Source organism: Aliidiomarina quisquiliarum, from assembly GCF_023922585.1.
Lineage (GTDB): Bacteria > Pseudomonadota > Gammaproteobacteria > Enterobacterales > Alteromonadaceae > Aliidiomarina > Aliidiomarina quisquiliarum.
Window position 1 is genome coordinate 201916 of the sequence record NZ_JAMFTN010000017.1, and the last position, 26800, is coordinate 228715.

At 45.3% G+C, this 26800-nt stretch carries 29 protein-coding genes and 1 tRNA gene; 14 read left to right on the forward strand and 16 right to left on the reverse strand.

What is annotated here, in order from left to right; genetic code table 11:
• The first annotated feature begins 2 nt into the window (after positions 1 to 2).
• Entirely contained in the window at positions 3 to 3143 is a 3141-nt protein-coding gene (locus M1L23_RS06640; RefSeq protein ID WP_252626505.1) for an efflux RND transporter permease subunit, read from the forward strand.
• Positions 3144 to 3162: 19 nt separating this feature from the next.
• Here the strand turns inward: M1L23_RS06640 and M1L23_RS06645 are convergent, their stop codons facing one another.
• Genes M1L23_RS06645 through rsgA form a run of 3 tightly spaced genes read right to left on the reverse strand, consistent with a single transcriptional unit; the run spans position 3163 to position 5793 of the window.
• Positions 3163 to 3891 (reverse strand): glycerophosphodiester phosphodiesterase, encoded by a 729-nt coding sequence (locus tag M1L23_RS06645; RefSeq protein WP_252626507.1) that lies wholly within the window; start codon positions 3889 to 3891, stop codon positions 3163 to 3165.
• 4 nt (positions 3892 to 3895) lie between these two features.
• Positions 3896 to 4765 (reverse strand): archaetidylserine decarboxylase, encoded by an 870-nt coding sequence (gene asd, locus M1L23_RS06650; RefSeq protein WP_252626510.1) that lies wholly within the window; start codon positions 4763 to 4765, stop codon positions 3896 to 3898.
• 8 nt (positions 4766 to 4773) lie between these two features.
• A complete protein-coding gene (gene rsgA / locus M1L23_RS06655) occupies positions 4774 to 5793 on the reverse strand; it encodes a small ribosomal subunit biogenesis GTPase RsgA (RefSeq protein WP_252626512.1) in 1020 nt (339 codons plus the stop codon).
• 118 nt (positions 5794 to 5911) lie between these two features.
• Here rsgA and orn point away from each other — a divergent pair, with 118 nt between their 5' ends.
• The 4 genes from orn to M1L23_RS06675 all read left to right on the forward strand — a co-directional run bounded on the left by orn (position 5912) and on the right by M1L23_RS06675 (position 7952).
• Positions 5912 to 6460: an oligoribonuclease gene (gene orn / locus M1L23_RS06660; RefSeq protein ID WP_252626513.1), complete on the forward strand. Its 549-nt coding sequence runs from the start codon at positions 5912 to 5914 to the stop codon at positions 6458 to 6460.
• Positions 6461 to 6540: 80 nt separating this feature from the next.
• Positions 6541 to 6616 (forward strand) — tRNA-Gly (locus M1L23_RS06665).
• 233 nt (positions 6617 to 6849) lie between these two features.
• A complete protein-coding gene (locus M1L23_RS06670; protein ID WP_252626515.1) occupies positions 6850 to 7410 on the forward strand; it encodes a glutathione peroxidase in 561 nt (186 codons plus the stop codon).
• A 170-nt stretch (positions 7411 to 7580) separates the two neighbouring features.
• Positions 7581 to 7952 (forward strand): MaoP family protein, encoded by a 372-nt coding sequence (locus M1L23_RS06675; protein WP_252626517.1) that lies wholly within the window; start codon positions 7581 to 7583, stop codon positions 7950 to 7952.
• Between the two features lie 42 nt (positions 7953 to 7994).
• On the opposite strand, the gene purD is transcribed toward M1L23_RS06675, so the two are convergent.
• From purD to cutA, 10 genes are all read right to left on the reverse strand, one after another.
• Positions 7995 to 9290 carry a phosphoribosylamine--glycine ligase gene (gene purD / locus M1L23_RS06680; protein ID WP_252626519.1) on the reverse strand — a complete coding sequence of 432 codons (1296 nt, stop codon included), beginning with the start codon at positions 9288 to 9290 and terminating at the stop codon, positions 7995 to 7997.
• Between the two features lie 17 nt (positions 9291 to 9307).
• Positions 9308 to 10900, reverse strand: a complete 1593-nt coding sequence (gene purH / locus M1L23_RS06685; RefSeq protein ID WP_252626520.1) for a bifunctional phosphoribosylaminoimidazolecarboxamide formyltransferase/IMP cyclohydrolase — start codon at positions 10898 to 10900, stop codon at positions 9308 to 9310.
• A 179-nt stretch (positions 10901 to 11079) separates the two neighbouring features.
• Entirely contained in the window at positions 11080 to 11376 is a 297-nt protein-coding gene (gene fis, locus M1L23_RS06690) for a DNA-binding transcriptional regulator Fis (RefSeq protein WP_256473622.1), read from the reverse strand.
• 20 nt (positions 11377 to 11396) lie between these two features.
• Positions 11397 to 12356 carry a tRNA dihydrouridine synthase DusB gene (dusB, locus tag M1L23_RS06695; protein WP_252626522.1) on the reverse strand — a complete coding sequence of 320 codons (960 nt, stop codon included), beginning with the start codon at positions 12354 to 12356 and terminating at the stop codon, positions 11397 to 11399.
• 150 nt (positions 12357 to 12506) lie between these two features.
• Complete coding sequence (prmA, locus tag M1L23_RS06700) at positions 12507 to 13400, reverse strand: 50S ribosomal protein L11 methyltransferase (protein ID WP_252626523.1); 894 nt, start codon at positions 13398 to 13400, stop codon at positions 12507 to 12509.
• A 105-nt stretch (positions 13401 to 13505) separates the two neighbouring features.
• On the reverse strand, positions 13506 to 14849 hold the full coding sequence (accC, locus tag M1L23_RS06705) for an acetyl-CoA carboxylase biotin carboxylase subunit (RefSeq protein ID WP_252626525.1): 1344 nt from the start codon (positions 14847 to 14849) through the stop codon (positions 13506 to 13508).
• A gap of 23 nt (positions 14850 to 14872) precedes the next feature.
• Positions 14873 to 15349 carry an acetyl-CoA carboxylase biotin carboxyl carrier protein gene (gene accB, locus M1L23_RS06710; protein WP_252626527.1) on the reverse strand — a complete coding sequence of 159 codons (477 nt, stop codon included), beginning with the start codon at positions 15347 to 15349 and terminating at the stop codon, positions 14873 to 14875.
• A gap of 77 nt (positions 15350 to 15426) precedes the next feature.
• Positions 15427 to 15882, reverse strand: a complete 456-nt coding sequence (gene aroQ / locus M1L23_RS06715; protein WP_252626529.1) for a type II 3-dehydroquinate dehydratase — start codon at positions 15880 to 15882, stop codon at positions 15427 to 15429.
• 154 nt (positions 15883 to 16036) lie between these two features.
• Positions 16037 to 16657 carry a protein-disulfide reductase DsbD domain-containing protein gene (locus tag M1L23_RS06720; protein ID WP_252626531.1) on the reverse strand — a complete coding sequence of 207 codons (621 nt, stop codon included), beginning with the start codon at positions 16655 to 16657 and terminating at the stop codon, positions 16037 to 16039.
• Entirely contained in the window at positions 16647 to 16997 is a 351-nt protein-coding gene (gene cutA, locus M1L23_RS06725) for a divalent-cation tolerance protein CutA (RefSeq protein ID WP_252626533.1), read from the reverse strand. The genes M1L23_RS06720 and cutA overlap by 11 nt, the downstream gene beginning before the upstream one ends.
• Positions 16998 to 17069: 72 nt before the next feature.
• Here cutA and M1L23_RS06730 point away from each other — a divergent pair, with 72 nt between their 5' ends.
• The 6 genes from M1L23_RS06730 to M1L23_RS06755 all read left to right on the forward strand — a co-directional run bounded on the left by M1L23_RS06730 (position 17070) and on the right by M1L23_RS06755 (position 21420).
• Positions 17070 to 17558 carry an FxsA family protein gene (locus tag M1L23_RS06730; protein ID WP_252626535.1) on the forward strand — a complete coding sequence of 163 codons (489 nt, stop codon included), beginning with the start codon at positions 17070 to 17072 and terminating at the stop codon, positions 17556 to 17558.
• Between the two features lie 119 nt (positions 17559 to 17677).
• A complete protein-coding gene (locus tag M1L23_RS06735) occupies positions 17678 to 17968 on the forward strand; it encodes a co-chaperone GroES (RefSeq protein WP_252626536.1) in 291 nt (96 codons plus the stop codon).
• A 63-nt stretch (positions 17969 to 18031) separates the two neighbouring features.
• On the forward strand, positions 18032 to 19666 hold the full coding sequence (groL, locus tag M1L23_RS06740; RefSeq protein WP_252626537.1) for a chaperonin GroEL: 1635 nt from the start codon (positions 18032 to 18034) through the stop codon (positions 19664 to 19666).
• Between the two features lie 342 nt (positions 19667 to 20008).
• The gene (locus M1L23_RS06745; RefSeq protein ID WP_252626538.1) at positions 20009 to 20527 is read left to right on the forward strand and encodes a DUF3016 domain-containing protein; all 519 of its coding nucleotides are present in this window, start codon (positions 20009 to 20011) and stop codon (positions 20525 to 20527) included.
• 77 nt (positions 20528 to 20604) lie between these two features.
• Entirely contained in the window at positions 20605 to 20787 is a 183-nt protein-coding gene (locus M1L23_RS06750; RefSeq protein WP_252626540.1) for a hypothetical protein, read from the forward strand.
• 114 nt (positions 20788 to 20901) lie between these two features.
• Positions 20902 to 21420, forward strand: a complete 519-nt coding sequence (locus M1L23_RS06755) for a DUF3016 domain-containing protein (RefSeq protein ID WP_252626541.1) — start codon at positions 20902 to 20904, stop codon at positions 21418 to 21420.
• Between the two features lie 9 nt (positions 21421 to 21429).
• On the opposite strand, the gene epmB is transcribed toward M1L23_RS06755, so the two are convergent.
• Positions 21430 to 22443 (reverse strand): EF-P beta-lysylation protein EpmB, encoded by a 1014-nt coding sequence (gene epmB / locus M1L23_RS06760; RefSeq protein WP_252626543.1) that lies wholly within the window; start codon positions 22441 to 22443, stop codon positions 21430 to 21432.
• 110 nt (positions 22444 to 22553) lie between these two features.
• On the opposite strand from epmB, the gene efp reads away from it, so the two are divergent.
• From efp to M1L23_RS06775, 3 genes are all read left to right on the forward strand, one after another.
• Complete coding sequence (gene efp, locus M1L23_RS06765) at positions 22554 to 23123, forward strand: elongation factor P (RefSeq protein ID WP_252626545.1); 570 nt, start codon at positions 22554 to 22556, stop codon at positions 23121 to 23123.
• 6 nt (positions 23124 to 23129) lie between these two features.
• Positions 23130 to 24101 (forward strand): elongation factor P--(R)-beta-lysine ligase, encoded by a 972-nt coding sequence (epmA, locus tag M1L23_RS06770; RefSeq protein ID WP_252626546.1) that lies wholly within the window; start codon positions 23130 to 23132, stop codon positions 24099 to 24101.
• A 66-nt stretch (positions 24102 to 24167) separates the two neighbouring features.
• The gene (locus M1L23_RS06775) at positions 24168 to 24611 is read left to right on the forward strand and encodes a MerC domain-containing protein (RefSeq protein ID WP_252626548.1); all 444 of its coding nucleotides are present in this window, start codon (positions 24168 to 24170) and stop codon (positions 24609 to 24611) included.
• On the opposite strand, the gene trmA is transcribed toward M1L23_RS06775, so the two are convergent.
• Positions 24604 to 25728: a tRNA (uridine(54)-C5)-methyltransferase TrmA gene (gene trmA, locus M1L23_RS06780; RefSeq protein ID WP_252626550.1), complete on the reverse strand. Its 1125-nt coding sequence runs from the start codon at positions 25726 to 25728 to the stop codon at positions 24604 to 24606. The two genes, M1L23_RS06775 and trmA, sit on opposite strands and share 8 nt — an antisense overlap.
• Positions 25729 to 25907: 179 nt before the next feature.
• Positions 25908 to 26417 (reverse strand): RNA recognition motif domain-containing protein, encoded by a 510-nt coding sequence (locus M1L23_RS06785; protein WP_252626552.1) that lies wholly within the window; start codon positions 26415 to 26417, stop codon positions 25908 to 25910.
• Positions 26418 to 26800 lie beyond the last annotated feature (383 nt).

Below are 26800 nucleotides of genomic sequence, written 5' to 3' on the forward strand. Positions count from 1 at the left end.
CAATGTTGTTATCAGATACTTCAGTTAAGCGCCCAGTTTTTGCTACCGTTATAAATATATTACTTATTATTTTTGGGGTAGTTGCTTTTAGTTCTCTGCCTTTACGTGAATACCCTAATATTGAACCGCCAGTGGTTTCAATTAGCACTAGTTATTCTGGGGCTAACGCAGAAATTATTGAAACTCAAATTACGCAGGTAATAGAAGAGCGTATAAGCGGCATTGATGGCATTAAAAGTATTAATTCGTCGAGCCGCGACGGTCGTTCACGTATTACTATCGAATTTGAACAAAGCCGCGACATAGACTCGGCCGCAAACGACGTGCGCGAACGTGTACAGCGAGTGATGCGTAGCTTGCCGCAACAAGTAGACCCACCCGAAGTAACCAAAGCGAACTCCGACGAAGACACCGTAGTTTGGTACAGCTTGCGTAGTGAAAACATGACTACGTTAGAGCTAACTGACTATGCTAACCGCTATATTGTCGACCGTTTGTCGGTAGTAGACGGAGTGGCCAGAGTGAATATTGGTGGTGAACGCCGCTATGCCATGAAAATATGGCTAGATCGCCAAGCTATGGCTGCCCGTGGCATTACTGTCGCCGATATTGAAAATAGGCTAAGAGCTGAAAACGTAGAACTACCCGCAGGGGAAATTGAATCGCGTGATAGGGAGTTTTCGGTGCGGGTAACCCGCAACTACTTAACAGCTACAGATTTTGCTAATTTAAGTATTGTTGCCGGAAGCGATGGCTACTTGGTTCGTTTAGGTGAAGTGGCACGGGTTTCTGTGGAAGCAGAAAACGACCGTTCAGAGTTCCGTGGTAACGGTATTAACATGGTAGGCATTGGTATTATTCGTCAGTCGAATGCTAATACCTTAGATGTGGTTGATAACGTTGCACGGGAAGTTGCCCGAATGCAAAACACTTTACCGGCAAGTATGATGCTGGTGTCTAGTTACGATTCGTCTATATTTATTCGCGACTCCATCAATGAGGTTTATCAAACCTTGTTTATAGCCATGGCCATGGTGGTTTTGGTTATTTATTTCTTCCTAGGTAATATTCGAGTAACGCTGATTCCGGCGTTAACTGTACCTGTTGCGTTACTCTCTTCCTATATTGTTTTAAGTGCTATGGGCTTTTCAATTAACCTGCTGACCCTTTTAGCATTGGTACTTGCTATTGGGCTAGTGGTTGACGACTCCATTGTGGTATTAGAAAACATTTATCGCCGAGTAGAAAATGGCGATCCGCCCTTATTAGCGGCTTACCGTGGAGCCCGAGAAGTTGGCTTTGCTGTAGTGGCAACTACTTTAGTATTAATCGCAGTATTTGTGCCGTTGATTTTCATGGACGGTAACATAGGCTTACTTTTCACTGAGTTTGCTATAGCCCTTGCCGCTGCGGTTGCTTTTTCCAGTATTACCGCACTAACTTTGTCGCCCATGTTGTGTTCTAAAATGTTGAAGAAAAAAGAGCGCAACTCGCGTTTTGGGCAGGCAATTGACAATGCTTTTCAACGCATTGAATCGTCGTACGAACGTATGGTGTATAAGTCTATCAAGTGGCCAATTATTGCATTTGCAGTGGTGGTGCTTTCGGCGGGAGCATCGTACTTATTATTAGGCAAAATAGGTCAAGAATTTGTACCACCTGAAGACCGCGGAAATTTCTTTGTTATGGTGCGTAGTGCTGAAGGGGCAACCTACGAATCAAACCTTCGTAATATGAATAAAATTGAAGAAATATTGCTGCCTTATATTGATGAAGGGAAAGTAGAGCGGCTAATTATTCGAACGCCAGGTTGGGGTAACAGTGCAGGTATCGCCATTGTGGGTGCCGTGCCCTTTAGTGAGCGTGACTGGAGTTCGTTTGAATTACTGAACGAAGTTCGCACGCGCTTACAAGAAGTGCCCGACGTAATAGCTTTTGCCAATATGCGTAGTGGTATTAGTGGTGGCGGGAGTTCGCGGCCGGTGGAGTTTGTATTGCAAGGCAATACTTTCGCTGAATTGGCTCGTTACCGCGACATAGTGATAGAAAAAGCGCAAGAAAACCCTGGTTTAATACAGCTAGATAGCGACTACCGCGAAACAGTGCCGCAATTGCGAATTAAAATAGACCAGAACCGTGCTGCCGACCTTGGTGTTTCGGTAGGCGATATTGGCCGTACCCTTGAAAGCATGTTGGGCAGCCGCAGAGTGACCACTTACCAAGATAATGGTGAAGAGTACAACGTACTGCTTGAAGGGGAACGTTCTGACTTTCGTTCGCCACAAGACATAGATGCTATTTACGTTCGCTCACAAAGCACCCGTGAATTAATTCCCATGTCGAATTTAGTCACGGTAGAAGAAGGTGCCACAGCGTCCACTTTAAACCGCTATAACCGCATGCGCTCAATTACTATTAGTGCCAACTTAGCCGACGGTTACTCGCTTGGCGAAGCCTTAGCATTCTTAGAGAACATAGTGGCCAATGAATTACCAGACGACGTTTCGTACGACTACAAAGGTCAGTCGTTACTATACCAAGAAGGCGGTAGCACCATTGTCTTTATATTCGGGCTTGCCTTGGCAATAACTTTCTTAGTATTAGCTGCCCAGTTTGAAAGCTTTATACACCCTTTTGTTATTATTTTAACGGTGCCGCTGGCTATTTTTGGGGCTTTATTCGGGCTTTACGCCATGGGAATGACCATAAATATTTACAGCCAGATAGGTATTGTAATGTTAATTGGCCTGGCGGCAAAAAACGGTATTTTAATTGTTGAATTTGCTAACCAGTTGCGCGACGCCGGCATGAAGTTTGAAGACGCTTTAGCGCGGGCTTCACGGTTACGCTTGCGGCCCATTGTAATGACAGCTTTTACTACTTTAATGAGCTCTTTGCCGTTAGTATTAGCCAGTGGGCCAGGCGCTGAAAGCCGTATGGTTTTAGGTGTGGTTATCTTTAGTGGTGTGGCCTTTTCAGCCTTCTTAACAATATTTTTGGTACCCGCACTGTATGTTGGCTTAGCTCGCAACACTAGTTCGCCCATGGCGTTAGCGAATGAATTAGCTGAGCTAGAAAAACAATATCCAGATCGCCGGGCTGAAGACGATGCCCTAAAAGAAGCGCTGGCAGTAAAAGATTAATTAGCGCTGCTAGAGAAGCTTAAAAGTGGCGAATAAGGGTATGCTCGCATACGGGTAGCCCAGCCAAAATCGTCTTCGCCAATAGGGGGTGGTTGGTAAATATACCGTCCACCCCTAATTTTTTTAGCCAAGTTATATCTTGCGCCTCATCGACCGTGTAAACAAAAACAGCTAACCCCCGTTGGTGTGCATCATGCACAAAGGCTTGGTCGATTACGTTGATATCAATGTGGGCTGAATAGGCGCCAAGTTGCGTTGCATAAGCGGCATAGTCGAGGTTGTTTGTGGCAGTTAAGGCACCAATGCGAGTTTGTGGTCGGGCCGCCTTAATATCTTTTAACCAGTGGTGATTAAAGGAGGAAATAAGCAGTTGCTGCTCTGTAAAGCCGCATTGCCTAAGGGCATAGTTAAGTAACTCAGATAATTTTTCTTGTTCCACCGGAGCTTTTATTTCTATATTGAGCATGCACCTGCCCGCAATTCGGTGTAACGCTTGTTTAAGCGTAGGCACCTGATGCTGACCAAATACCGCTAGGGTTTGAACTTGTGCCGAACTTAAGTCTTGAAAGCGGCCAGGCTTAGCCGTAAGGCGATCTAAATAACGATCGTGGAAAACATACACTTCGCCGTCTACTTGGCTAATGTCGATCTCTATAGCGTCGGCTTGCGCTTCTAGTGCCTTGTCAAAGGCTGCTAGCGTGTTTTCAGGAGCAACGGCGCTAGCACCTCGGTGGGCAAAAATTAGCATGCCGTTAGCTTTGCCACTCGCCTAATATAGTACCCATGCGGGTAATTTGGCCAGGTTTTACATCGTCGTGCCAGTTTATGGCGTCTTCAGCAAAGGTCATAATTACCGTAGAGCCCAGTTTAAAGCGGCCCATTTCTTCGCCTTTTTTAAGGGTGATAGCCGCCGCACCTTTACTTGGGTACTGCCACTTGTGTACCCGTGGTCCGCGCGGTGGAGTGACAGTTCCAGCCCAAATAGTTTCAATGCTAGCAACAATAGTTGCTCCTACTAAAACCATAGAAAAAGGGCCTCGGTCGGTGTCGAAAATAGCGACCACACGTTCGTTACGGGCAAATAAATTGGGTACATTTTGGGCGGTAAGTGGATTAACCGAGAATAAATCACCAGGAATATATATCATTTCACGTAGCGTACCGTCGCATGGCATGTGTATACGGTGGTAGTCGCGTGGAGCTAAATATATGGTGGCAAAATAACCATCGTCGAACTCTTTGCCTAATGACGTGTCGCCCCCCAGCAGCTCGGTTACGCTGTAGTTGTGTCCTTTTGCCTGCACTATAGTGTCGTCGTCTATTTCGCCTATTTGGCTTACAGTGCCATCGACCGGGTGGGCAAGTTCAAGCCCTTCCGCAAGTATGGGGCGAGCGCCTGCTTTTAATTCACGGGTAAAAAAGTCGTTAAAAGTTTGGTAATCTTTAGGCTTGGGTAAGGCGGCTTCGCTCATGTCAACACTAAAGTTGCGAATGAAAGCACGAATAGCAATTTGGGTGAACCAGCCCGCACGGGCAGCGGCAAAGCGCCCCGTTAAACGTGAAAGTAAATGTTTAGGTAAAATATATTGCGTAGCAATTTTAACACGATCAACAGTAGACACTATGTACCTCAGTTTTTATCTAATGAATCAATAATGCGATGGTAATTCGCAAGCCTGCCTTCGTCTAGCTTTCCTTCTGCTACTGCTTGTTGTAAGGCACAACCAGGGTCGTTGCCATGTTTACAGTCGCGAAATTTGCAGGTGCCAAGAAATGGGTGAAAGTCAATAAACCCAAGAGTAATACGTTCGATCGCTAAGTGCCATAACCCAAATTCCCGAATGCCTGGCGAGTCTATTAATGCTCCTCCCTCGTTAAGTGGATACCAGCGGGCCACCGTTGTGGTGTGCTGGCCAAGACCAGAGCCAGTTGAAATGTCACCTATCACTAAGCTTACCTCAGGCAAAGCTTTGTCGATGAGTGAAGATTTACCCACCCCAGACTGGCCGACTAACACCGACACTTTACCCACAAAGCTGTCGCGTAAATGCTCAATACCTTCACCCGTTACAGCGCTTACCCGAATAACTTTGTAACCCATATCGACATAAACTTGTAGGCGTTGGTTAATATGTTCGGCTTCAGTGGCATCAATAAGGTCGACTTTGTTCATAACAATAATGGCTTGTATGCCAGCGTCTGCACAGGCCACTAAATAACGATCAATAATTTGGTCGGAAAAAGCCGGTTGCGACGAAGAAACAATAAAGATTTGGTCAACGTTCGCGGCTACAGGTTTTAGCCCGTCGTAAATGTCCGGCCGGCACAATTCGCTATCGCGAGGCTCTACTGCTTCAACGACCCCTTGCATTCCTTGTTCTTGAGTGGGGGCTTTACGCCACACCACCCGGTCGCCAGTAACTAGGCTTTTAACTGCTCGGCGAATATTGCACCGATAAGTTATTCCTTGGTTATCTAATATGTCTACGTGTTGGCCAAAGCGGCTTACAACACGGCCAGGTTGAAGTGGCCCGAGCTGATCGTCACTCCATTGGTCGCTTTTCGATTGTTCACTTTTGGCCAAACGCTTGCTTTGGTTAGCGTGCATACGACGCTGCTGACCTTTGGTTAATTTACGCTTTTGCCCCACGCAGTCTCCTTGGCGTTAAACGAGCATTCTTAATGGTTCTATCATACAATAAAGTGCAGTAAAGTGTGATGAAAAGCGCTAGTTGGCGCATATTGAAGAGTTAAGGTAAGGAATTAACATGACCGAACAGAATAGCCGCTTGATTTGGATAGATTTAGAAATGACCGGCTTATCGCCTGAAGAAGATGTAATTATTGAAATTGCTACCATAGTAACCGACGCGCAGTTAAATGAAATTGCCGTAGGGCCAGTGTTTGCTATTAAGCAAAGCGATGAACGCCTAGCAGGTATGGATGATTGGAATACCAAAACCCATACGGATTCAGGCTTAGTGAAGCGCATAAAAGCGGAGGGTGTTGATATTGAAGCGGCTGAAAAAGCAACCATTGAATTTCTCAAGCAACACATTGATGCCAATACGTCGCCTATGTGTGGAAATAGTATTTGCCAAGACAGGCGTTTTTTAGCCCGTTACATGCCGGAACTAGAAGCATACTTCCATTACCGTAATTTAGATGTGAGTACAGTAAAAGAACTCGCCAAACGTTGGAAGCCTAGCATTGTTAATGGTTTTGAAAAGCATAATGCCCACGAGGCTTTGGCTGATATTCGAGAGTCGATTGAAGAGTTAAAGTATTACCGTGCTCATTTTTTCAGCGAACAGTAGAAACTTGTCAAAATGAGCTTGCATTACGTAACGGAATGAGTAAAATGCATTTCGCAGTCAGGGCAGAGCACCCTGGCAATGCGAGTATAGCTCAGCTGGTAGAGCGCGACCTTGCCAAGGTCGAGGTCACGAGTTCGAACCTCGTTACTCGCTCCAAATTCACAACAACGCCACCTTCGGGTGGCGTTGTTGTTTCTGCAATTTACTTCTTGTTGTCTTCGGCTCTTAGTTAGTTCTTTTCTTCAGTAAGATAAGTCATCCATATACAGCACTTATGCGTATACTATTAAATAAAGCGTGTGGCAGGCGCTATTTTCTGCGCGGTGTTAACGCCGCAATACCTATCGGGCGAATTAGCCAAACGTAAACAATCAAATGAGGAGCACACCATGAACTACATATCCGTATTAGGAGCTGTTGTTGCGCTAGGAATGTTCACTGCGCCAGCCGCGCAGGCTGACCCCTTAGAAGCTTGTTCTGGGCCGCTGCAGGGTGAACAGCGTAGTTTGCGTTCAGAGGCAATGAGTAACCTATGTGAGCTTAGCCAAGGGAAGGTAACTTTGGTGGTTAATACGGCAAGCCAATGTGGCTATACGGGCCAATTTGAGGGGCTAGAAATGCTCTATCAAGAATATAAAGACCAAGGCTTTACTATAATTGGCTTTCCTTCCGACAGTTTTCGACAAGAGCATGCGGATGAAGAAGCTGTGGCAGAGGTATGTTTTGCAAATTTTGGGGTGACTTTTCCCATGATGTCTATTTCGGCTGTAACAGGTCGCCGAGCGAACCCTGTGTTCACTCAGCTAGCGCGTGAGCAAGGCCCTCCTGCTTGGAACTTTCACAAGTACCTGGTTGGTCGTAATGGTGAAGTTATTACGTCTTTCCCAAGCGCTGTGGCACCCATGGACGAACGCTTAACAAGCCAAATTAAACAGGCTTTAGCGAACTAGCCAAAAGTAAAATTACCTAAGCTGGGTTAGGCTGTAGCCCTTATGAAGCGTTTTAATTTTGTTGTATTTCAATAAAGAGCTTGACAAGTATTCTATAGGCCTTTATATGGTCATCTGCGTGGCATGAATGCTGCGGTTATTTAATGTTTTTGCCCCAAAGGTGGATGACTATGGCAACAATAAATCGTGAAACATTACTGCGGAAACCCTTTAATGACTTCCGTAATTATCCGTATGGATTCTCTCGCTCTGGCGACTTCTCAATTCGTGAAAGCGACGCGCTATTACACTATGGCTGTCTAATCACTGCGCTTGTAGCCGGTGAGTTAGAGCCGACCACAGATGAAGATAAAGGCTTACTTGCTGTTGCCACAGGGCAAAAAGAACCAGAAACAGTGATTGAAAAAGCATGGGTGAAATACCATAAGCGTATTAATCGCCCGCGAGTAGGCAGCATGTATGGCCGCAGCAAAATAGTTGAAGACGATAACGACTATGACAGCGCCGGTTCAACGGAAGACGACTTAGTAGTAGAAGATTAAATAAAAAGGCCTCGTTAAACGAGGCCTTTTGTTTCGGTGCTGTTATCGTTCACGAGCTATGGCGCGATAGCCAATGTCGTCGCGGTAATAGGCATCAGGCCAGTGTATTTTCTTCACTAAGGCATAAGCATTTGCTTGCGCTTCAGTTACAGTAGCACCTAAGGCGGTAACACAAAGCACACGACCACCATTGGTGTGCAATTGTTCACCCACTTGTTTCGTACCCGCTTGGAATACTTTCGCTTGCTGTTCACTGTGCTGGTTTGCAATAGCCTCAAGGCCTTCAATAGTATCGCCTTTACGAAACTGGTCTGGGTAACCGCCCGCTGCCATAACAACACCAACAGCTGCTTGCTCGGTAAACTCTATGGTTGTGGTGTCTAACTTGCCTGCCAGCGCGGCAAAGCATAATTCAACTAAGTCTGACTTTAAGCGCATCATAATCGGCTGTGTTTCAGGGTCTCCAAAACGGCAGTTATACTCAAGGGTTTTGGCTGTGCCATCGTCGCTAATCATTAAGCCAGCATAGAGAAAGCCAACGTAAGTATTGCCTTCCGCATGCATGCCGTCGACAGTGGGTTGTAAAATATTCTTAACTACCCAGTCACTGATGCTGTCGGTTAGCACTGGCGCTGGAGAATAAGCGCCCATACCGCCAGTATTAGGCCCTTTGTCGCCGTTATCCCGTGCTTTATGGTCTTGGCTAGAAGCAAAGGCAAGAATGTTTTTGCCGTCGACCATGGCAATAAAGCTAGCCTCTTCACCGACTAAAAACTCTTCTATAACAACTCGGCTACCTGCGTCACCAAACTTGTTGCCCGCTAACATGTCTTCAATAGCGGCGTCAGCTTGCGCTAAAGTTTCAGCAATAATGACACCTTTGCCGGCAGCTAGGCCGTCGGCTTTAATAACAATAGGTAAATTACCTTGGCGCACATAAGCTTTGGCAGGTGCAATGTCGGTAAAGTTTTCATACGCCGCGGTTGGAATGTTATGGCGAGCAAAGAAGTCTTTACAGAAAGCTTTCGAGCCTTCTAGTTGTGCGGCACCTTTAGTGGGACCAAAAATGGCTAGGTTGTGTTGTTGAAAGCTATCGACTACTCCCAGTACTAAAGGAACTTCAGGGCCTACAATGGTTAAAGCCACTTGATTCTCTTTGGCAAAATTAACTAAGCCATCAATATCATCAACGGCAATGTTCACATTGCTTACTTTAGCTTCATTTGCAGTACCAGCATTTCCTGGCGCCACATACACTTGGCTAACCTGGGCCGACTGCGCCACTTTCCAAGCCAATGCGTGTTCACGACCACCACTACCAATAATAAGAATGTTCATCGCATATTCCTGTGCTGTTAATGCTTGAAATGGCGCATGCCAGTAAACACCATGGCAATTCCATGCTCGTTTGCTGCTGCAATCACTTCGTCGTCACGAATAGAGCCGCCCGGCTGAATAATAGCAGTGATGCCCGCCGCTGCTGCGGCATCGATGGTATCGCGAAATGGGAAGAAAGCATCAGAGGCCATCACAGAGCCTGCAACTTCGAGGTTTTCGTCGGCCGCTTTAATGGCCGCTATTTTGGCACTATAAACGCGGCTCATTTGACCTGCGCCAACACCAATGGTCATACCGTCATTGGCATAAACAATAGCGTTCGATTTCACAAAGCGCACGACATTCCAGGCAAACATTAGGTCGTTCAGTTGCTGCTCTGTTGGCTGAGCGGTAGAAACAAACTGCAAGTCGGCTCTTGGTACAATTGCGTGGTCGCTGTCTTGAATTAATAAACCACCTTGAACGCGCTTAAAGTCGAGCTGTGCGCTTTGTGCGCCTAACTCTGAAGTCGTTAGCAAGCGCACATTAGGTTTACTCGCCACAATGGCTTGAGCACGCTTGCTAGCTCCAGGGGCAATAATAACTTCAACAAACTGGCGTGAAACTATTGCGTGAGCGGTGGTTTCGTCGAGCGGCTGGTTAAAAGCAATAATACCGCCAAAGGCTGATGTGGGATCCGTTTTATAGGCGCGCTCATAGGCTTCAAGAATGTTGCTGCCAACTGCCACGCCGCATGGGTTGGCGTGCTTCACAATAACGCAGGCCGGCGCAGTAAAGGTTTTTACACACTCAAATGCTGCGTCGGTGTCGGCAATGTTGTTGTAAGAAAGTGCTTTGCCTTGTACTTGAATAGAGGTTGCAACACTAGGGTCTTTGAATTCGGGGTCGATATAAAACGCAGCTTCTTGGTGGCTGTTTTCACCGTAACGAAGATCTTGTTTCTTTTGCACTTGCATATTAAAGGTGCGGGGAAAGCGTACGGGTTGTTCAGGGCTCGCTTGTTCATTAGTGATGTGCGGGCTGCGCTGACCTAGATAATTGGCGATCATACCGTCGTACGCAGCAGTGTGTTCAAAGGCGGCAGTAGCGAGATCTAGGCGAGTGGGGCCAGTTACGCCATCGTGTTCGTTTAATTCATTAAGCACACGGCTATAGTCAGCTGCGTTCACAATAATAGTTACGTCGGCGTGGTTTTTAGCAGCCGCACGAACCATGGTGGGTCCACCAATATCAATATTTTCAATCGCGTCGGCAAAATTACAGTCGGGGTTGGCCACGGTTTTTTTAAACGGATACAAGTTAACGGCGACTAGGTCGATAGGGCCAATATTCTGCTCAGCCATTACGTCTTGGTCTAATTCACGGCGCGCTAGAATGCCACCATGAATTTTAGGATGAAGGGTTTTAACACGACCGTCCATTATTTCTGCTTGGCCTGTGTAGTCAGACACTTCAATGACAGGAATGCTCGCTTCACGAAGTAATTTTGCCGTGCCACCGGTGGAAAGAATTTCCACTTTACGTTGGTGCAGTGCTTGGGCGAACTCAACAATTCCGGTTTTGTCTGAAACACTTAATAAAGCGCGCTGAATAGGGCGAATGTGGCTCATGGTCAGAATACTCGCTGTATAGTAGGTAATTGGCCTAAACTTGGGCCCGAAAGTAGTGTGCTTATGCGGTTCAACATTATACGCAAAACTGGCCTTTAAGCGAAGCCAGAAACGAAGAAAGCGCTACCGAAGTAGCGCTTTCCTTTGTTCTGTAATTCATTCGCTGATGAACCTAATGCTTAGTTCATGCCGTACTTTTTTAATTTCTTCCGCAGAGTGCCGCGGTTAATACCGAGCATAGTGGCGGCACGGGTTTGGTTACCACGTGTGTAAGTCATTACTTCTTCGAGTAATGGGGCTTCAACTTCAGCCAAAACTAATTCATACAACTCTTCTGGATCTTGTCCTTCTAGTTGGCTTAAGAAGCCATTCAAAGCTTGCTTCACAGAATTACGCAAAGGACGTGGGTTTGCGTTTGGAGCTTGAGTCATTAGTGGGTTAACAACAGTTTCACGATTTCCATTAGGGTCAAACATAATAGCGCTCTTTCTCTCTGCTAAATTGACGAAAAAAATTCTAAAGCGACCAACTGCTCTGCTGCCGTTTCAATTGAATTGAAAGCAGCGCGAAAGTTAGTTGGGTCGCCAATACCTTGTACATACCAGCCAATATGCTTCCTGGCTATGCGCACACCGCGGCGTTCGCCATAGAAGCTATGAAGTTGTTGTAAGTGCTGTTGCATTACAGTGGTCACCTCATGTCGACTAGGTGGTGCTAATTTTTTCCCCGTATTCAGATAATGTACGATTTCTCTGAAGATCCATGGGTTTCCTTGCGCTCCGCGACCAATCATGACTGCATCGGCACCAGTGTAAGTAAGCACAAACTTAGCTTGCTCTGGTGTTGTAATATCGCCATTGGCTATCAATGGAATACTAATGGCGCTGCGAATATCACGAATGGTGTCGTATTCAGCATTTCCCTTGTACATACATGCGCGTGTGCGGCCATGTACAGTTAACGCTGCCATTCCTTCTGCTTGAGCGATTTCGGCAATTTGCACACCATTTATATATTCTGGTGCCCAACCTGTCCGAATTTTAAGAGTGACAGGAGCTGCTACAGCTTCTCGCACAGCGCTTAAAATTTCACGCACCAGTGACGGCTCGCGAAGTAAGGCTGATCCTGCCAACTTCTTATTCACTTTCTTTGCGGGACAACCCATATTGATATCGATAATTTGTGCCCCTTCAGCAATATTATGCTGAGCGGCACGCGCCATCATTTCTGGGTCAGACCCCGCAATTTGTACTGAACGAATTCCAGGTTCATTTTCGTGCGCCATGCGGCTACGAGACTTATCCGTATCCCAAACATCGGGATTGCTCGATAACATCTCTGAAACAACTAGGCCTGCCCCAAGCTTTGTGCACAAACGCCGGAAGGGCAAATCTGTTACGCCAGCCATGGGTGCAAGGAGCACATTATTCTGTAATTGGTAATGACCAATCCGCATCGGTTAAAAACTGTTCAGCGAAAGGGGGAGAGAATTCTAGGGAATTTAGCACAAAAATAAAAGGCTAATAAGTGAACAAAAAGCTGTTTTTTTGCCTTTTTTACGCTTGACATTAATTTCCTTGAGGGCCTTCATTGCTCTAACTGTAAGTTAATTGTTAACTCTGCCGCTACACAGGCCCGAAATTAATGTCCACTCCTCCTGGAAGCGTGGCGCTGAAAACTCAATTCTTGGTAGGTAAGCGGCCATGACATCGTTGGCTTGGCGTTGCAAAATTCCAGACATGGCAATTGGACCGTCAGTTTTTAAGTAACCTAGAATTACTTTTGATAACTCAATTAATGGCGCTGCTAAAATATTTGCAATCACCAAATCAGCTTTTATGTTGGGCATTTCATGGGGCAAATACACCTCCAGTTTATCTGCAACGCCATTTATTTTTGCATTTTCACGGGTGGTTCTTAAAGCCTGCTGGTCTATGTCTGTGCCAATACAGCGAGTAGCACCTAATTTAAGTGCTGCAATAGCTAAAATACCCGAGCCGCAACCAAAGTCGACCACCGTTTTACCAGTAAGGTCTTGTTCCGTTAACCACTCTAAACATAAGGCTGTGGTAGCGTGGGTACCGGTGCCAAACGCCATGCCAGGGTCTAGCAGTAAATATGGTTGTTCAGGCTCAGGAGGCTGATGCCATGAAGGTACCACCCAAAACCGGCCGCCAAAGCAAATGGGCTTGAAGTTGTCCATCCACTCTCGTTCCCAGTCTTTGTCTTCTAGCGCATCGGTTTTGTACTGCAGTGGTTTACTGAGAAAAGCAACCTTATGTAAATTATTCAATATTGGGGCTAGGTTTGTTTCAGCAGGGTAAAGGCCAGTAACCAAGGTTTGCGACCAGAGCGGAATTTCACCCGGTGGTGGCTCAAAAATAGGTGCGTCTTTCGCATCACGATAGGTAACAGCTTGCGCCTGATTAGCCATAAGTATGTCGCCGAGTTGACGCGCGTGTTCGTCGTCAGTAGTGAGCGTCAGTTGAATCCAAGCCATAGTGGTTACCTTATTTAGCGATGCAAACTTAAAACAAAAAAGCTCAGGTGTTTTACCTGAGCTTGATTTGAAGAGCAAGGATCTTTCATTTCATTCAAGTGAAATTTAGTTGATGCCTAGCTTCTTTTCTAAATAGTGAATATTGGTGCCGCCTTTTTGGAAGTTTTGGTCGGCCATAATTGACTGGTGCAACGGAATATTGGTTTTAATACCTTCAATAATTAACTCGCCCAACGCTATTTGCATACGGGCAATAGCCACGTCGCGGGTGTCGCCGTGGGTAATGAGCTTACCGATCATAGAGTCGTAGTTAGGTGGTACTCGGTAGTCGGCATAAATATGCGAATCCCAACGTACGCCCATACCGCCTGGTGAATGGAAACGGGTAATAACACCAGGAGAAGGTATAAAAGTTTGTGGGTCTTCAGCATTAATTCGACACTCAATTGAATAGCCACGTACCACAACGTCTTCTTGGCTTATTGATAAGGGCAACCCGGCAGCAATTCGTAACTGCTCTTTCACCAAATCAATGCCAGTTACCATTTCGGTAATCGTATGTTCTACTTGAATGCGGGTGTTCATTTCAATGAAATAGAACTCGCCGTTTTCATATAAAAACTCGAAGGTACCAGCACCACGGTAGCCTATTTCTAAACAAGCTTGGGCGCAACGTTCGCCAATGCTTTTGCGAATTTCAGGTGTAATACCTGGTGCGGGAGCTTCTTCTACCACCTTTTGATGGCGGCGTTGCATGGAACAGTCGCGTTCGCCTAAATGAATAGCATTGCCTTGGCCGTCTGCTAACACTTGTATTTCAATATGGCGTGGGTTTTCAAGGAACTTCTCCATATAAACAATTGGGTTACCAAAAGCAGCGCGAGCTTCGGTTTGGGTGGCAGTAATGGACTTCAACAAGTCGGCTTCCTTACGTACCATGCGCATACCACGGCCACCGCCACCACCCGCTGCTTTAACAATGACGGGGTAACCAATGCGTTTGGCAATAGCTAAATTTTCTGCATCGTTGTCGCCTAACGGACCATCGGAGCCAGGTACACAAGGCACCCCTGCTTTTTTCATGGTGTTAATGGCTGCTACTTTGTCACCCATGGTGCGGATAACGTCTGGCGTTGGACCAATAAAAATAAACCCGGAGTTTTCCACTTGCTCAGCAAAATCAGCATTTTCAGCAAGAAAGCCATAGCCAGGGTGAATAGCTGTTGCATCAGTTACCTCTGCGGCGCTAATAATACGCGGAATATTGAGGTAACTTTCTGTTGCTGATGGTGGGCCAACACAAATAGACTCGTCGGCCAGCAACACGTGTTTTAAACTTCTATCTGCCGTGGAGTGAACCGCAACGGTTTTAATACCGAGCTCTTTACAAGCCCGTAAAATGCGCAAGGCAATTTCACCCCGGTTGGCAATGACTACTTTATCTAACATGATCTTCGCCTTTATTGGGTCGGTTATTCAATGATAAAGAGAGGCTGATCGAACTCAACCGGCGCTTCATTCTCGACCAAGATTCTTTTCACCACACCACTTACTTCAGCTTCAATGTGGTTCATCATTTTCATGGCTTCTACAATACATAGGGTTTCACCTACGTTTACACGTTGGCCAACCGTTACAAATGCTTTCACTCCAGGGGCTGGTGATTCATAGAAAGTTCCAACCATGGGTGACTTAACCACAGTACCAGACATTTCTTCTGCTACAGGTGCAGCGGGAGCTGTTGCAGCGGCCTCGGGTTGAACTTGAGGTTGAAATTGAGGAGCTGCGGCGGGCATTTGCTGTGGTACTTGATACTGTGCCATTGCGGGTACTGAGCCGGCATTAACACGGCAAATACGTACCGCTTCTTCGCCTTCAGTAACTTCTAGTTCAGCAATACCAGACTCTTGAACGAGCTCGATTAATTTTTTAATTTTACGAATATCCATAACCTGTTTAACTCACTTTTCGTCGATAAATATAGGTGTGTAATTATGTAACTAATGCTTTTCGTAATTGCTTAATTTTATTCAGGTATGCGTTTAATTAGTTGGAGTGCGGCAGTTAACGCAAGTTCATAACTTTGTGCGCCAAAGCCGCAAATAACACCTACCGCACAATCAGAAAAATACGACTGACGGCGAAAGGTTTCACGCGCGTGCACGTTCGACAAATGCACCTCAATAAATGGAATAGCAACCCCCAGCAGGGCGTCTCTTATAGCAATGCTGGTATGAGTAAATGCCGCTGGGTTGATTAAAATAAAACTATAACGGCCAGAAGCACTATGAATGGTATTAATAAGATCATGCTCAGCATTAGACTGAAAAAAAGATAATTCGCAGTGAGCTGCTTCGGCCTTGGTGCGAAGTTTATCCTCAATATCGGCCAGCGTTGCAGCTCCATAAATGCTAGGCTCGCGACTGCCGAGTAAATTAAGGTTTGGACCATTAAGTACTAAAATACGTTTTTTGTCGGCCATAATTTCGCTAAGTTGTTAGTACAAACGTAAATACCAAAGTTGCCTTACGGACAACTTTGGTGGATAGAATACACCTGCCATTATAAGAGCATTTTTAAAAATCACAGCAAAATACTGGTCGTATCAGCGACATTCGCCGAAAAAGACGACGTTTTTACTTTTTACGAAGCCAGCGCGCAAGCCAGAAACCCGCAATACTAAAAGCTAATAACACCAACCAAAGTAAATTTGGTGTCGTTTTTGTGGCTGCAAGGTTTACCGCCGTGGTATCTGGCGTGCTAATGGCTGTGGTATCTGTCACACCGGTTCCACTAGATGTACCGGCAGTGCGTCGGAGAAAAATTTGCAGGGTAGAAGGAGGATAACAAAAACCTTCGTCGGCACAGCCTTGAAAGTGAACGGTTAACACTTCGTTACGTGCTGCCGCATTCAAATCAACCATAAGCTCCACATGATGCCGATAAATAACCGTGTCACCAAAGAACTGGTCAGAATAGTTTTCGCCTGCAGGTAGCTGCAATGGCGCGCTTAGTTTTTCTGCAGGCGTGAAGTTAAAGCGATGCTGATACATATAAAAACCGTCGCTGATGTCGAAACTTACCCGAAGCTTAGCGTCTACTTGGCTATAATCGAGCTGAAATACTTGTGCGACAGGGGGAAATTTATTTGGTTGCAACGAGTCAGCAAAAGGGTTCTGCCAGGCTAGGGCGGTGAAGCTACTAAAGGCAATGCATAGAGCAGCAATTGCACCTATTCGTTTTTGTTTAAGCATCATGAGTAACGTTATTCATCCAGTTAAGGTAAGAAGGAAGCCCCTGAGTAATAGGCAGTGCTATAATTTCGGGCGTTTCATAAGGGTGTAATTCTACAATACAAGCTTCTACAGCGGTGTAATTAGCTTGCGAGCACTTTATGATAAGCAAATGCTCCGTGTCTTCGCATACCTTATCGTTCCACATATAAACTGACGTTGCTTGCGGCATAATTTGCACACAGGCAGCTAGCTGTCGAGATACTAATTGGTGTGCAATACGCTGCGCAAGTTCCATTGACGGCACTGTGCTCATAAGCACTAGGCCCTGAGTTGAGCTAAGAAAATCATTTTTTTTTGTCATAAAGCACCCTCAACGCTTGAAACTAGCATAATCATGCCCCATATCTTAACTAGAAACCAAAAAAGGCTCGTTATGTATTTATTTATACTGTTTGTCTTGGTGCCAATTATTGAGATTAGCCTGTTTATACAAGTAGGCGAAGCTATAGGTGGTTTAAGCACTATAGCCCTTATTATTCTAACTGCATTTGTTGGTGCTGCACTAGTGCGCAGCCAGGGCATTCGTACGCTGCAGTCAGCGCAATTGAAAATGGCCCAAGGTTTGCCCCCAGGCAAAGAAATGATGTCGGGATTAATGCTTTTCATTGCCGGCATACTTTTTGTAACCCCTGGTTTTTTTACCGACGGTTTAGCTATTTTATTACTTTTACCCCCGGTACAGCTAGCGGTGGGCACATGGTTCATAAAGCGTTTGCAAGTACGCACAACACATGCAGGCTTTAGGCAAGAGTTTACGCATCGAGAAACAGGCGAAAGTCATGTTTACGAGGCTGAATATGAAGAAAAAAAAGAGCCGCTTGACCAAATCAAGGAACAGCGCCCTGAAGATAGAGAGCGTTAAATTATTTTCTCTACCCCCCTTGGATTCACTCAAGTTGGCCCCATTATATAAACACTAATTTAAACAAGGGTCAGAATGGTTCTGATCTATTTTCCACCATTGACTATGGGAGTATCACAATGAAACTTCGTCCTTTATATGATCGTGTGATTGTTAAGCGTTCAGAAGCAGAAAGCAAATCACCGGGCGGTATTGTGTTGACTGGCTCAGCAGCAGAAAAATCAACCCGTGGTGAGGTTGTAGCCGTGGGCAAAGGTCGTATTCTCGAGAACGGAGAAGTGGCGCCGTTAGACGTAAAAGTTGGCGACACGGTACTGTTTAGTGAAGGTTACGGCGTGAAAACTGAAAAGCTCGACGGCGAAGATGTGCTGATAATGAGCGAGTCAGACATTCTGGCAGTTATTGAATAAGCCGAGCGCTTTTTGAATCTCTTATTCTAAGTAACCGAACCATTTTAAGGAAAGGAAAAAATCATGGCAGCTAAAGAAGTAAAGTTTGGTAATACAGCACGTCAAAAAATGCTGAAAGGTGTAAATACACTAGCCGACGCAGTAAAAGTAACTTTAGGCCCGAAAGGTCGTAACGTTATTTTAGAAAAGTCGTTTGGTGCGCCAGTAATCACCAAAGACGGCGTAAGCGTAGCTAAAGAAATCGAACTTGAAGATAAGTTTGAGAACATGGGCGCGCAAATGGTTAAACAAGTAGCGTCAAAAGCGAACGATGAAGCCGGTGACGGTACAACCACAGCGACAGTATTAGCTCAGTCTATTGTTACTGAAGGCTTAAAAGCGGTAGCTGCGGGCATGAGCCCAATGGACCTAAAACGTGGTATCGACAAAGCAGTTATTGCTGCTGTAGCAGAGTTGAAGAAGATTTCTCAACCATGTGCAGACACCAAAGCTATTGCGCAAGTTGGTACTATTTCAGCAAACTCAGACAGCACCATTGGTGAAATCATTGCTCAAGCAATGGACAAAGTGGGCAAAGAAGGCGTTATTACGGTTGAAGAAGGCCAAGCGCTAGAAGACGAGCTGGAAGTTGTTGAAGGTATGCAGTTTGACCGCGGATACCTTTCACCCTATTTCATTACCAACCAAGAAGCGGGTACGATTGAACTAGACAGCCCACATATTCTTCTGGTTGATAAGAAAATTAGCAACATTCGCGAACTACTACCTGTACTTGAAGGTGTGGCGAAATCTGGTAAGCCATTACTACTCATTGCTGAAGACGTTGAAGGCGAAGCTTTAGCAACGCTAGTAGTAAACAACATGCGCGGTATTGTTAAAGTTGCAGCGGTTAAAGCGCCAGGCTTTGGTGACCGTCGTAAAGCAATGCTGCAAGACATTGCCGTGCTAACTGGCGGTACCGTAATTTCTGAAGAAATTGGTATGGAACTAGAAAAAGCACAGCTTGAAGACCTAGGTAGCGCGAAGCGTGTTGTTATCAATAAAGACAACACTACAATTGTTGACGGTGCCGGCGAACAAACACTTATCGAAGGCCGTGTAACTCAAATTCGTCAGCAAATTGAAGAAACTTCTTCAGACTACGACCGTGAAAAGCTACAAGAGCGTTTAGCTAAGCTTGCCGGTGGTGTTGCGGTTATTAAAGTAGGCGCAGCAACCGAAGTAGAAATGAAAGAGAAGAAAACCCGTGTTGAAGACGCACTACATGCAACCCGTGCAGCAGTTGAAGAAGGTGTTGTACCCGGTGGTGGTGTAGCTTTAGTACGTGCCGCGAGCGCATTAGCAGACTTACGTGGCGACAATGAAGACCAAAATGTAGGTATTAAAGTTGCGCTACGTGCAATGGAAGCTCCTCTTCGTCAAATCGCAGATAACGCTGGCGCCGAGTCTTCAGTAGTAACTAATAAAGTGAAAGAAGGCAAAGGTAACTTCGGTTACAACGCAGGCAACGACACTTATGGCGACATGCTTGAAATGGGCATTTTAGATCCAACTAAAGTAACTCGTTCAGCGTTGCAATTTGCTTCGTCAATTGCTGGTCTAATGATTACCACTGAAGCGATGATTGCTGAAATTCCAAAGGAAGAAAGCATGGGAATGCCAGGTGGCGACATGGGTGGCATGGGCGGCATGATGTAAGCTGCTCGTAGCTGAGCAAACCTTTTTAAATCATTGGTTTACACGGCTGTGTAGACAATCATGTAATACAAAGTTAAGGGATGGAGCTAACGCTTCATCCCTTTTTTGTGTAAGTAATGCCTCCTTGTTAAAAAGGGTAATGGTAGTAGCCGCTACCGAGACTCTCTTTAAAAAGTTGCTTAACCTGCAGCTGCAAGGTGAATTCTTCTGCGCTAATGACCGTTACTAGCAGCTAACGACTTAATATTGACAAACTCTTACAAAGTAAAAAGCATTCTGACGGTAAATCCTCGAAGGTGTATGTATGCTTTCAATGTAGGTTCAAAAAGCTGAGGAATGACGATGAAAATACATGGAATACTATTACTGGTGAGCTTGGTGTCGGCTACTGCATGGGCTGGCACTGCAGAATTAACTTGGCATGAGCCTGAGAATTATCGAGATATTCGAGCAAGCAATGAAATTGAAAGCCGCTTTCATGCTCGTGTATTTAGTGAATTTGAAAAACACTTTAATTTATTGGCTGCAAAACTACCAGAGCAACACACACTAAAAATAACCGTAACAGATGTAGACTTAGCAGGTGAAGTTTTGCCCCAGTCATACCATGCATATCACGGTGGTTTCCAGGCATTACGCGTAATTAAAAGTATGGACTTCCCCCGCATGGAGTTTAGTTATGTGGTGGAAAATGAATTAGGCGAAGTAATTGCGGCGGGTGAAGAGCGCCTTCGGGGCCGCGATTTACCAGGGCAAGGCCGCACATCGCGTAGGGCCAGTTCACAACATGAATTGTTAGATTATGAGCGTGCGATGCTAGACCGTTGGTTTCAATTTAGATTTGAAACTGAACTAAAGTAAAGTACAAAACTGCCGTTACAATGAAAGCGATGTTTTTACCAAAAACATCGTTAGTTTCAGCAGTAAAAGGAGAGCCAATGGAAATTGCATCGGACGGTCCTAAAAACCTTGAGTTGGTTGCACTGCAACTGGCAAAGGGTCAACAGCAAGCGGAAGGCGCTGCAACCCTACAGTTGCTCGAGTCGGCCGCTCAAAGTGGACCAACCCAAAGCTCTACTCCAGGAGCATCGATAGGAAGTATTATTAACACTTCGGTATAAGGTATAGCAAGAAGTGTTGATAGGTGCCTTGCTCGCTTGTGGTGCTGTTTATTAACAGTTGTCGCTGGGGAGCAAGTGTACCACTTTCATTTTGAACAACGAGAGGCGACTGCTATGAAACTTAAAATATTGTTTTTATCTCTATTTATTTTTGCTAATGCAGCGGTAGCTGCTGAAGTTACCGTCGATTGGCACGAACCTAACAATTACACCGACGTAGAATCACCTTATGTAGACCGCGACAATGACTTTCTTAATGTTCGCTTTGGTCGCATTGAAAGGCATTTGGTGGCCTTGGGAAAAATGCACTTTACTGCAGGCGAAACTTTGCAGCTTAAAATTACCGATTACGATATGGCCGGTACTCTTGTGCCGCAAGCTTCAGCAAGCGGGCAGCAGCCCTTAGTGCGCCGAGAGCTGCTAAATGATCAGCCTAAAATGGTTTTGAGCTTTACCTTAACCGACGCGAACGGAAAGGTGCTTAAAGAAGGTGCCGATATTGAAATTGAAGGGCGTGCTATTCGTACCGAAGGGCGGGCACTATTCCCTAAAATTACCCGCCGTGATAAGGAAACCGTAGGTGCAGAATTAGTAATGCTGAACCGTTGGTTTAAAGAAACTTTTATAGACTAATAGTACTACTTAATTAAATATGGCGAGTGGGGTTTTGCTCTGCTCGCCGCCATTTTCACGCACCCACTTGGGCACTAAAAAACCGGGTAGCTCGCGTAATAAACCTTGCATAATCATTTGCCCTTCAGCTTCTGAAACTTCAAAATGAGCAGCTCCTTCGACCCGATCAAGTTGGTGCAAGTAATACGGCAGTACACCTGCAGCAAATAACTTTTCACTTAATTCAGTTAAAACAAATACGGAATCGTTCACTCCTTTTAGTAGCACGCTTTGGTTAAACAGCCAAATGCCATTTTTTTTCAGCACCTGCAGCCGTTGCTGCAAGTCGGCACTAAGCTCGTTGCCGTGATTAATATGCAGCACTAAAATAGTTTGTAAACGGGAGGCAGAAAGCAGTGCCGTAAGCTTGGGCGTAAGCCGTTGAGGTATAACAACGGGTAAGCGAGAGTGAATACGTAACCTAGTAATATGTGCGTGGCTTTCTATTTGCTGAATTAAGGTTGCAAGGTGGTTGTCGTTGGCCATAAGTGGGTCGCCACCACTTAAAATGACCTCGTTTACTTCGGGGTGCTGGGCTAAGTAAGTATTAATATGCTCCAGTTCGCGCTTGCTAACATTATGTTCATGGTACGGAAAGTGCCGCCGGAAACAATAGCGACAGTTCACTGCGCAGCCACCACGTAAAACAATAAGAACTCTACTTTTGTATTTGTGCAGTAAACCGGTGGGGCCCGATAGCTCTTGTTCTTCTAGTGGGTCTTGATTAAAACCCGACACTTGGTCGAACTCGACCTGTAAGGGTATGACCTGACGCAGTAAAGGGTCGTTAGGATTACCAGGCTCTATTAACGCAGCAAAAGGGCGTGGTACACGCATGGGGAATAATTTGCGCGCATTACTTTGTTGTTCAACCCAGGCTGCGTCGAGGTTTAATACCTTGCCGAGCTCTTCGGGGTTGCTATAGCTTTGCGCAAACTCGCGTTGCCAGTCATCAAGAAACGTTAAATTTGCAAAGGCCGACACAGTATTTATTTACCTCAATTTAAGTACATTATTTATTTTACCTGAAATCTTGGCGGGTTTGGTTTATTATTAGCGCGGATTTTTGCCGGTTTTAGACTGAAGAGGACATCATGGCAACTTATAGTACAAATGAGTTTAAAGGTGGTTTGAAAATAATGCTCGACGGTGAGCCATGCTCTATCGTTGAAAACGAAATGGTAAAACCGGGCAAAGGCCAGGCGTTTAACCGCGTAAAGGTTCGAAAACTTATTAGTGGGCGTGTGATTGAAAAAACGTTCAAGTCGGGCGATACAGTAGAAGCTGCCGACGTTAACGAAATTGAAATGGACTATTTGTATAACGACGGTGAATTCTGGCATTTCATGAATAATGAAACTTTCGAACAAATCGCAGCAGATAAAGACGCGGTTGGTGAAAGTATTAAATGGTTAGTTGAACAAGGACCCTCTACCTTAGTGTTGTGGAATGGTAAGCCGATAACGGTTACACCACCGAACTTTGTAGAGCTAGAAATTATTGAAACAGACCCAGGCTTAAGAGGCGACACTGCCGGTACAGGTGGTAAACCTGCAACCTTATCGACAGGCGCTGTTGTTCGCGTACCTCTGTTTGTGCAAACCGGAGAAGTTATTCGTGTTGACACCCGCAGTGGCGAGTATGTTTCACGCGCGCAAAAATAATAAACCATGCTAAATAGTGACTGGCGCCCAACTGCGTCGCGACAGGCAATAATCGCCCGGGCTGATTTGCAACATCAGATCCGGGCTTTTTTTAGAGAGCGCCAAGTACTTGAGGTTGAAACTCCTGTGCTTTGCCGTGCCGGAGTTACTGATGTTCATTTAGTGAATGCAGTGACTAGGTTGCAGGGGCAGGGTCTGGCTAAGAAAACTAACTATTACTTTCAAACGTCTCCAGAATACCCAATGAAGCGTCTGTTAGCAGCAGGTGTAGGCGACTGCTTTCAACTGTGTAAGGTTGTTCGCGATGAAGAATTAAGTGCCCGCCATAATTTCGAGTTCACAATGTTGGAGTGGTACCGATTAGGTTTTGACGACCAACAATTAATGACTGAGCTTGAAGAACTAATGATAGAGCTATTAGGTACATCAGCAGCAAACAGGTTGAGCTATCAACAGGCGTTTCTAAGTGCGCTGAATATAGACCCGCTAGTTGCAACAGCGGCAGAAGTAGCAAATGCAATTCGCGCTAAAGGCATCGATTGCGAGGTAGTGGCCGACGACCTAGACGGGCTACTTAATTTAGCCATGAGCTTAATTGTAGAGCCGCAGCTCGATCCGAACATACCTACCTTTGTATATCACTTTCCGGCTTCGCAGGCAGTTTTAGCCCGCACCAACGAACAAGACGACCGCGTAGCGCATCGATTTGAATTGTTTTACCAGGGGCTGGAGCTTGCTAATGGGTTTTGGGAATTAGCCGACGCATTTGAACAACGACAGCGCTTTGAACGAGACAATCGTCAGCGAGCAGAATTAGGTTTGCCGCAGATAGATATTGACGAGCGCCTTTTGAGTGCATTAGAGTCAGGTTTTCCTGATTGTGCAGGGGTAGCTGTTGGTGTTGACCGCTTATTAATGATTAAGCTTGGCATGAAACACATCGACGAAGTGCTTACTTTCCCAAGTTTACGCGCCTAGTAAAATTTTTATTTGCTTTTGACATGATATGTTATACTATAACAGTTCATTCAAGGAGCTTTCCCCATGCAACATAAATCATTCGACAAAGCAGGCATCTCAATAGCAATAGTTTGCGCTCTGCATTGTCTCCTTTTACCCGTTGTGTTGCCAACACTTGCCCTTATGGGTTTGTCGTTTATGGGCATGTTTTGGGTTGAGCTAGTAGTGCTTTCAACAAGCATGCTTGTTGGTGGCATTGCCGTGGTATTAGGTTTTCGTCACCACTCAAGTCCATTCCCTTTATTGGCACTGATAAGTGGCGGTGCACTTTTCTTTTTGAAACATGAAGTAACCAGCCCCTGGCTGCAAGTGGTAGCCATTGTCGCCGGTGCCTTTATGCTAATTACAGCTCATACGTTAAATTTATACCTGTGCCGTAAACGCAACAAAGTGCCGTGTGAACAAGTGCCTGAGGTTGCTAACAACCCCAAACCTATTATTTCAAGCCAAGTAAACGTTTCTACTTAGTTTCTGTTAGCTTCATACTTTTCTTTACCAAGTACACGCCAGCCTCAGTGTGTTGGGTAAATGGAAATTGATCAAATAAAGCATGGCGTACCACCATGTGTGTTTTGGTGAGCACAGCTAAATTACTCGCGAGCGTATCCGGGTTGCAGGATATGTATATAATATTGTCGAATTGTTGCACCATGGCTAAGGTTTCAGGATCGAGACCAGCCCTAGGTGGATCAACTAATACAGTTTGAAAATCGTAGCTAGCTAACTGCAGTTCATCTACTCTGCGCGACTCGAACTCTCCACGCATGGCAGCGGCTACTTCTTCTGCCGACATACGGGCAATAACAACGTTCTCAATCTGGTTAAGAGTAATATTGGTTTGAGCGGATTGAACCGATATCCGCGAAATTTCGGTTCCTAGTACTTTGTTGAAATTTTGCGCAAGTGGCAAACTGAAATTACCATTGCCACAGTAAAGCTCTAGTAAGTCGCCTTGGCTATTGTCGCTCACAGCGAGTGCCCATTGCAGCATCTTTTCATTCACATGTGCATTAGGTTGCGTAAAGCTATTTTCTATTTGCTCAAATTGAAACGCCTGATTATTTACCGTAAGTGTTTCAATAACACGATCGTTATGAACTAGTAGCTTTTGTTTTCTTGCGCGACCAATTAATTCAATGTGCCCAAAGTGTTGAAGTTCCGCGCGCATTTTTTCTGCCGCAGTTAACCACTGGTCGTCTAGCTGGCGGTGATAAAGCAATGAAATAGTCGCTTGCCCAGTTTGCGTTGCTAAGTAGTCTATCTGAAATAATCTGTGGCGCAGCTCAGGCTTGTCTTTTACGTAGGTAAGTACCGCAGGCATAAGCTCGTTAATGAGCTCGTGGGCAACAGGAAAACTGTCGACGCGATATTTATCACGAGTACCCGGATGAAACATAATGTAGAAAAGATCGTCGCCTTCATGCCAAACACGAAATTCTGCTCGCATGCGGTAGTGTTTTGCGGGCGATGTAAATATGTCGAGTTCCGCTGCGGTATCGGCAGTAATAAAAGGGGTTAATTTAAGCTTGAGCTCAGCCACTTTTTGGTCAAGTTGATTTTGGTAGTTGTTTTGGGCGTCGCTCATTAATAGTAAACCTTTCAATTGTAGCGGCAAATAGAAGGGCGGATATTAACGTTTTTTGCATTGAATGTCATGACGGGCTTTTTACACATGCTGCTCTAGCAGGCACTGTAGCGAATAATAGCCAAAAAAAACCCAGCAAACTAAAATTAGTATGCTGGGTTATGTTAGCAACTGAGCGACTATTCGTCGTCGTTATCTGGCTCAGCTTCAGAATGTGCAGCACGCACCTTAATAGTACGACCCTCGAATTCGCTGTCATTTAGTTGGGCTAAGGCAGCGTCAGCGGCGTTAGCGTCTATCTCAACAAAACCATAACCTTTTTTCCGACCAGTGCGACGATCTTTTACTAAACGCACAGCCTGCACCTGGCCATATTGAGAAAACAGTTCATTAATAGTTTCTTCATCTGTTTTAAATGGCAGGTTACCTACATAAAGAGTACGAACTTCTTCAATAGCTATAGTAGCTGAAGCGTGTTCTTGGCGAGGTCGACTTACAGCACGTTTCTTTCTAGTGGTTAGTGCATTTGCTAAGTAGGGGGTTAGTAAACCACCTAAGAAAGTACTAAGGGTAACTGAAGTAATAAGAGTGTTGTCCCATGAGCTAGTAATAAAAGCGGTTACAACGGCGGCGAGAGCAGCGAGAAGAGCGGCTATAATAACTTGAAGAGCGCTACTTGCTTGTTCCATGAACGAGTCCTTTGATTAAAAAATAAAGAGTGAACGTACGAAATTACACCTCTATCCTAGCTTGTCGTACAAGAATCGGCAAAAGAAACATTAAAAAAGCATTTGTTTACTTAAACCCCTTGACCTTATGTGGGAAATGGCTAGAATGCGCACCTCTTCGAGAGAAGTGGGTCGGCCAGAAACAAGAAAATAAATTCTTTTCGAAATATGGTAGACAAGGTAATTTGGGTGTGTATAATACGCACCTCGCTTCGGGCAGAAGCAACGCTCTTTAACAATTTATCAAGCCAAGTAATCTGTGTGGGCACTTGCAGGCGAAAGCATCGACTAAAGACCAACTTCGGTTGGCACCAGTTGAACTTTTGAATGGAAGCGCCTTACAA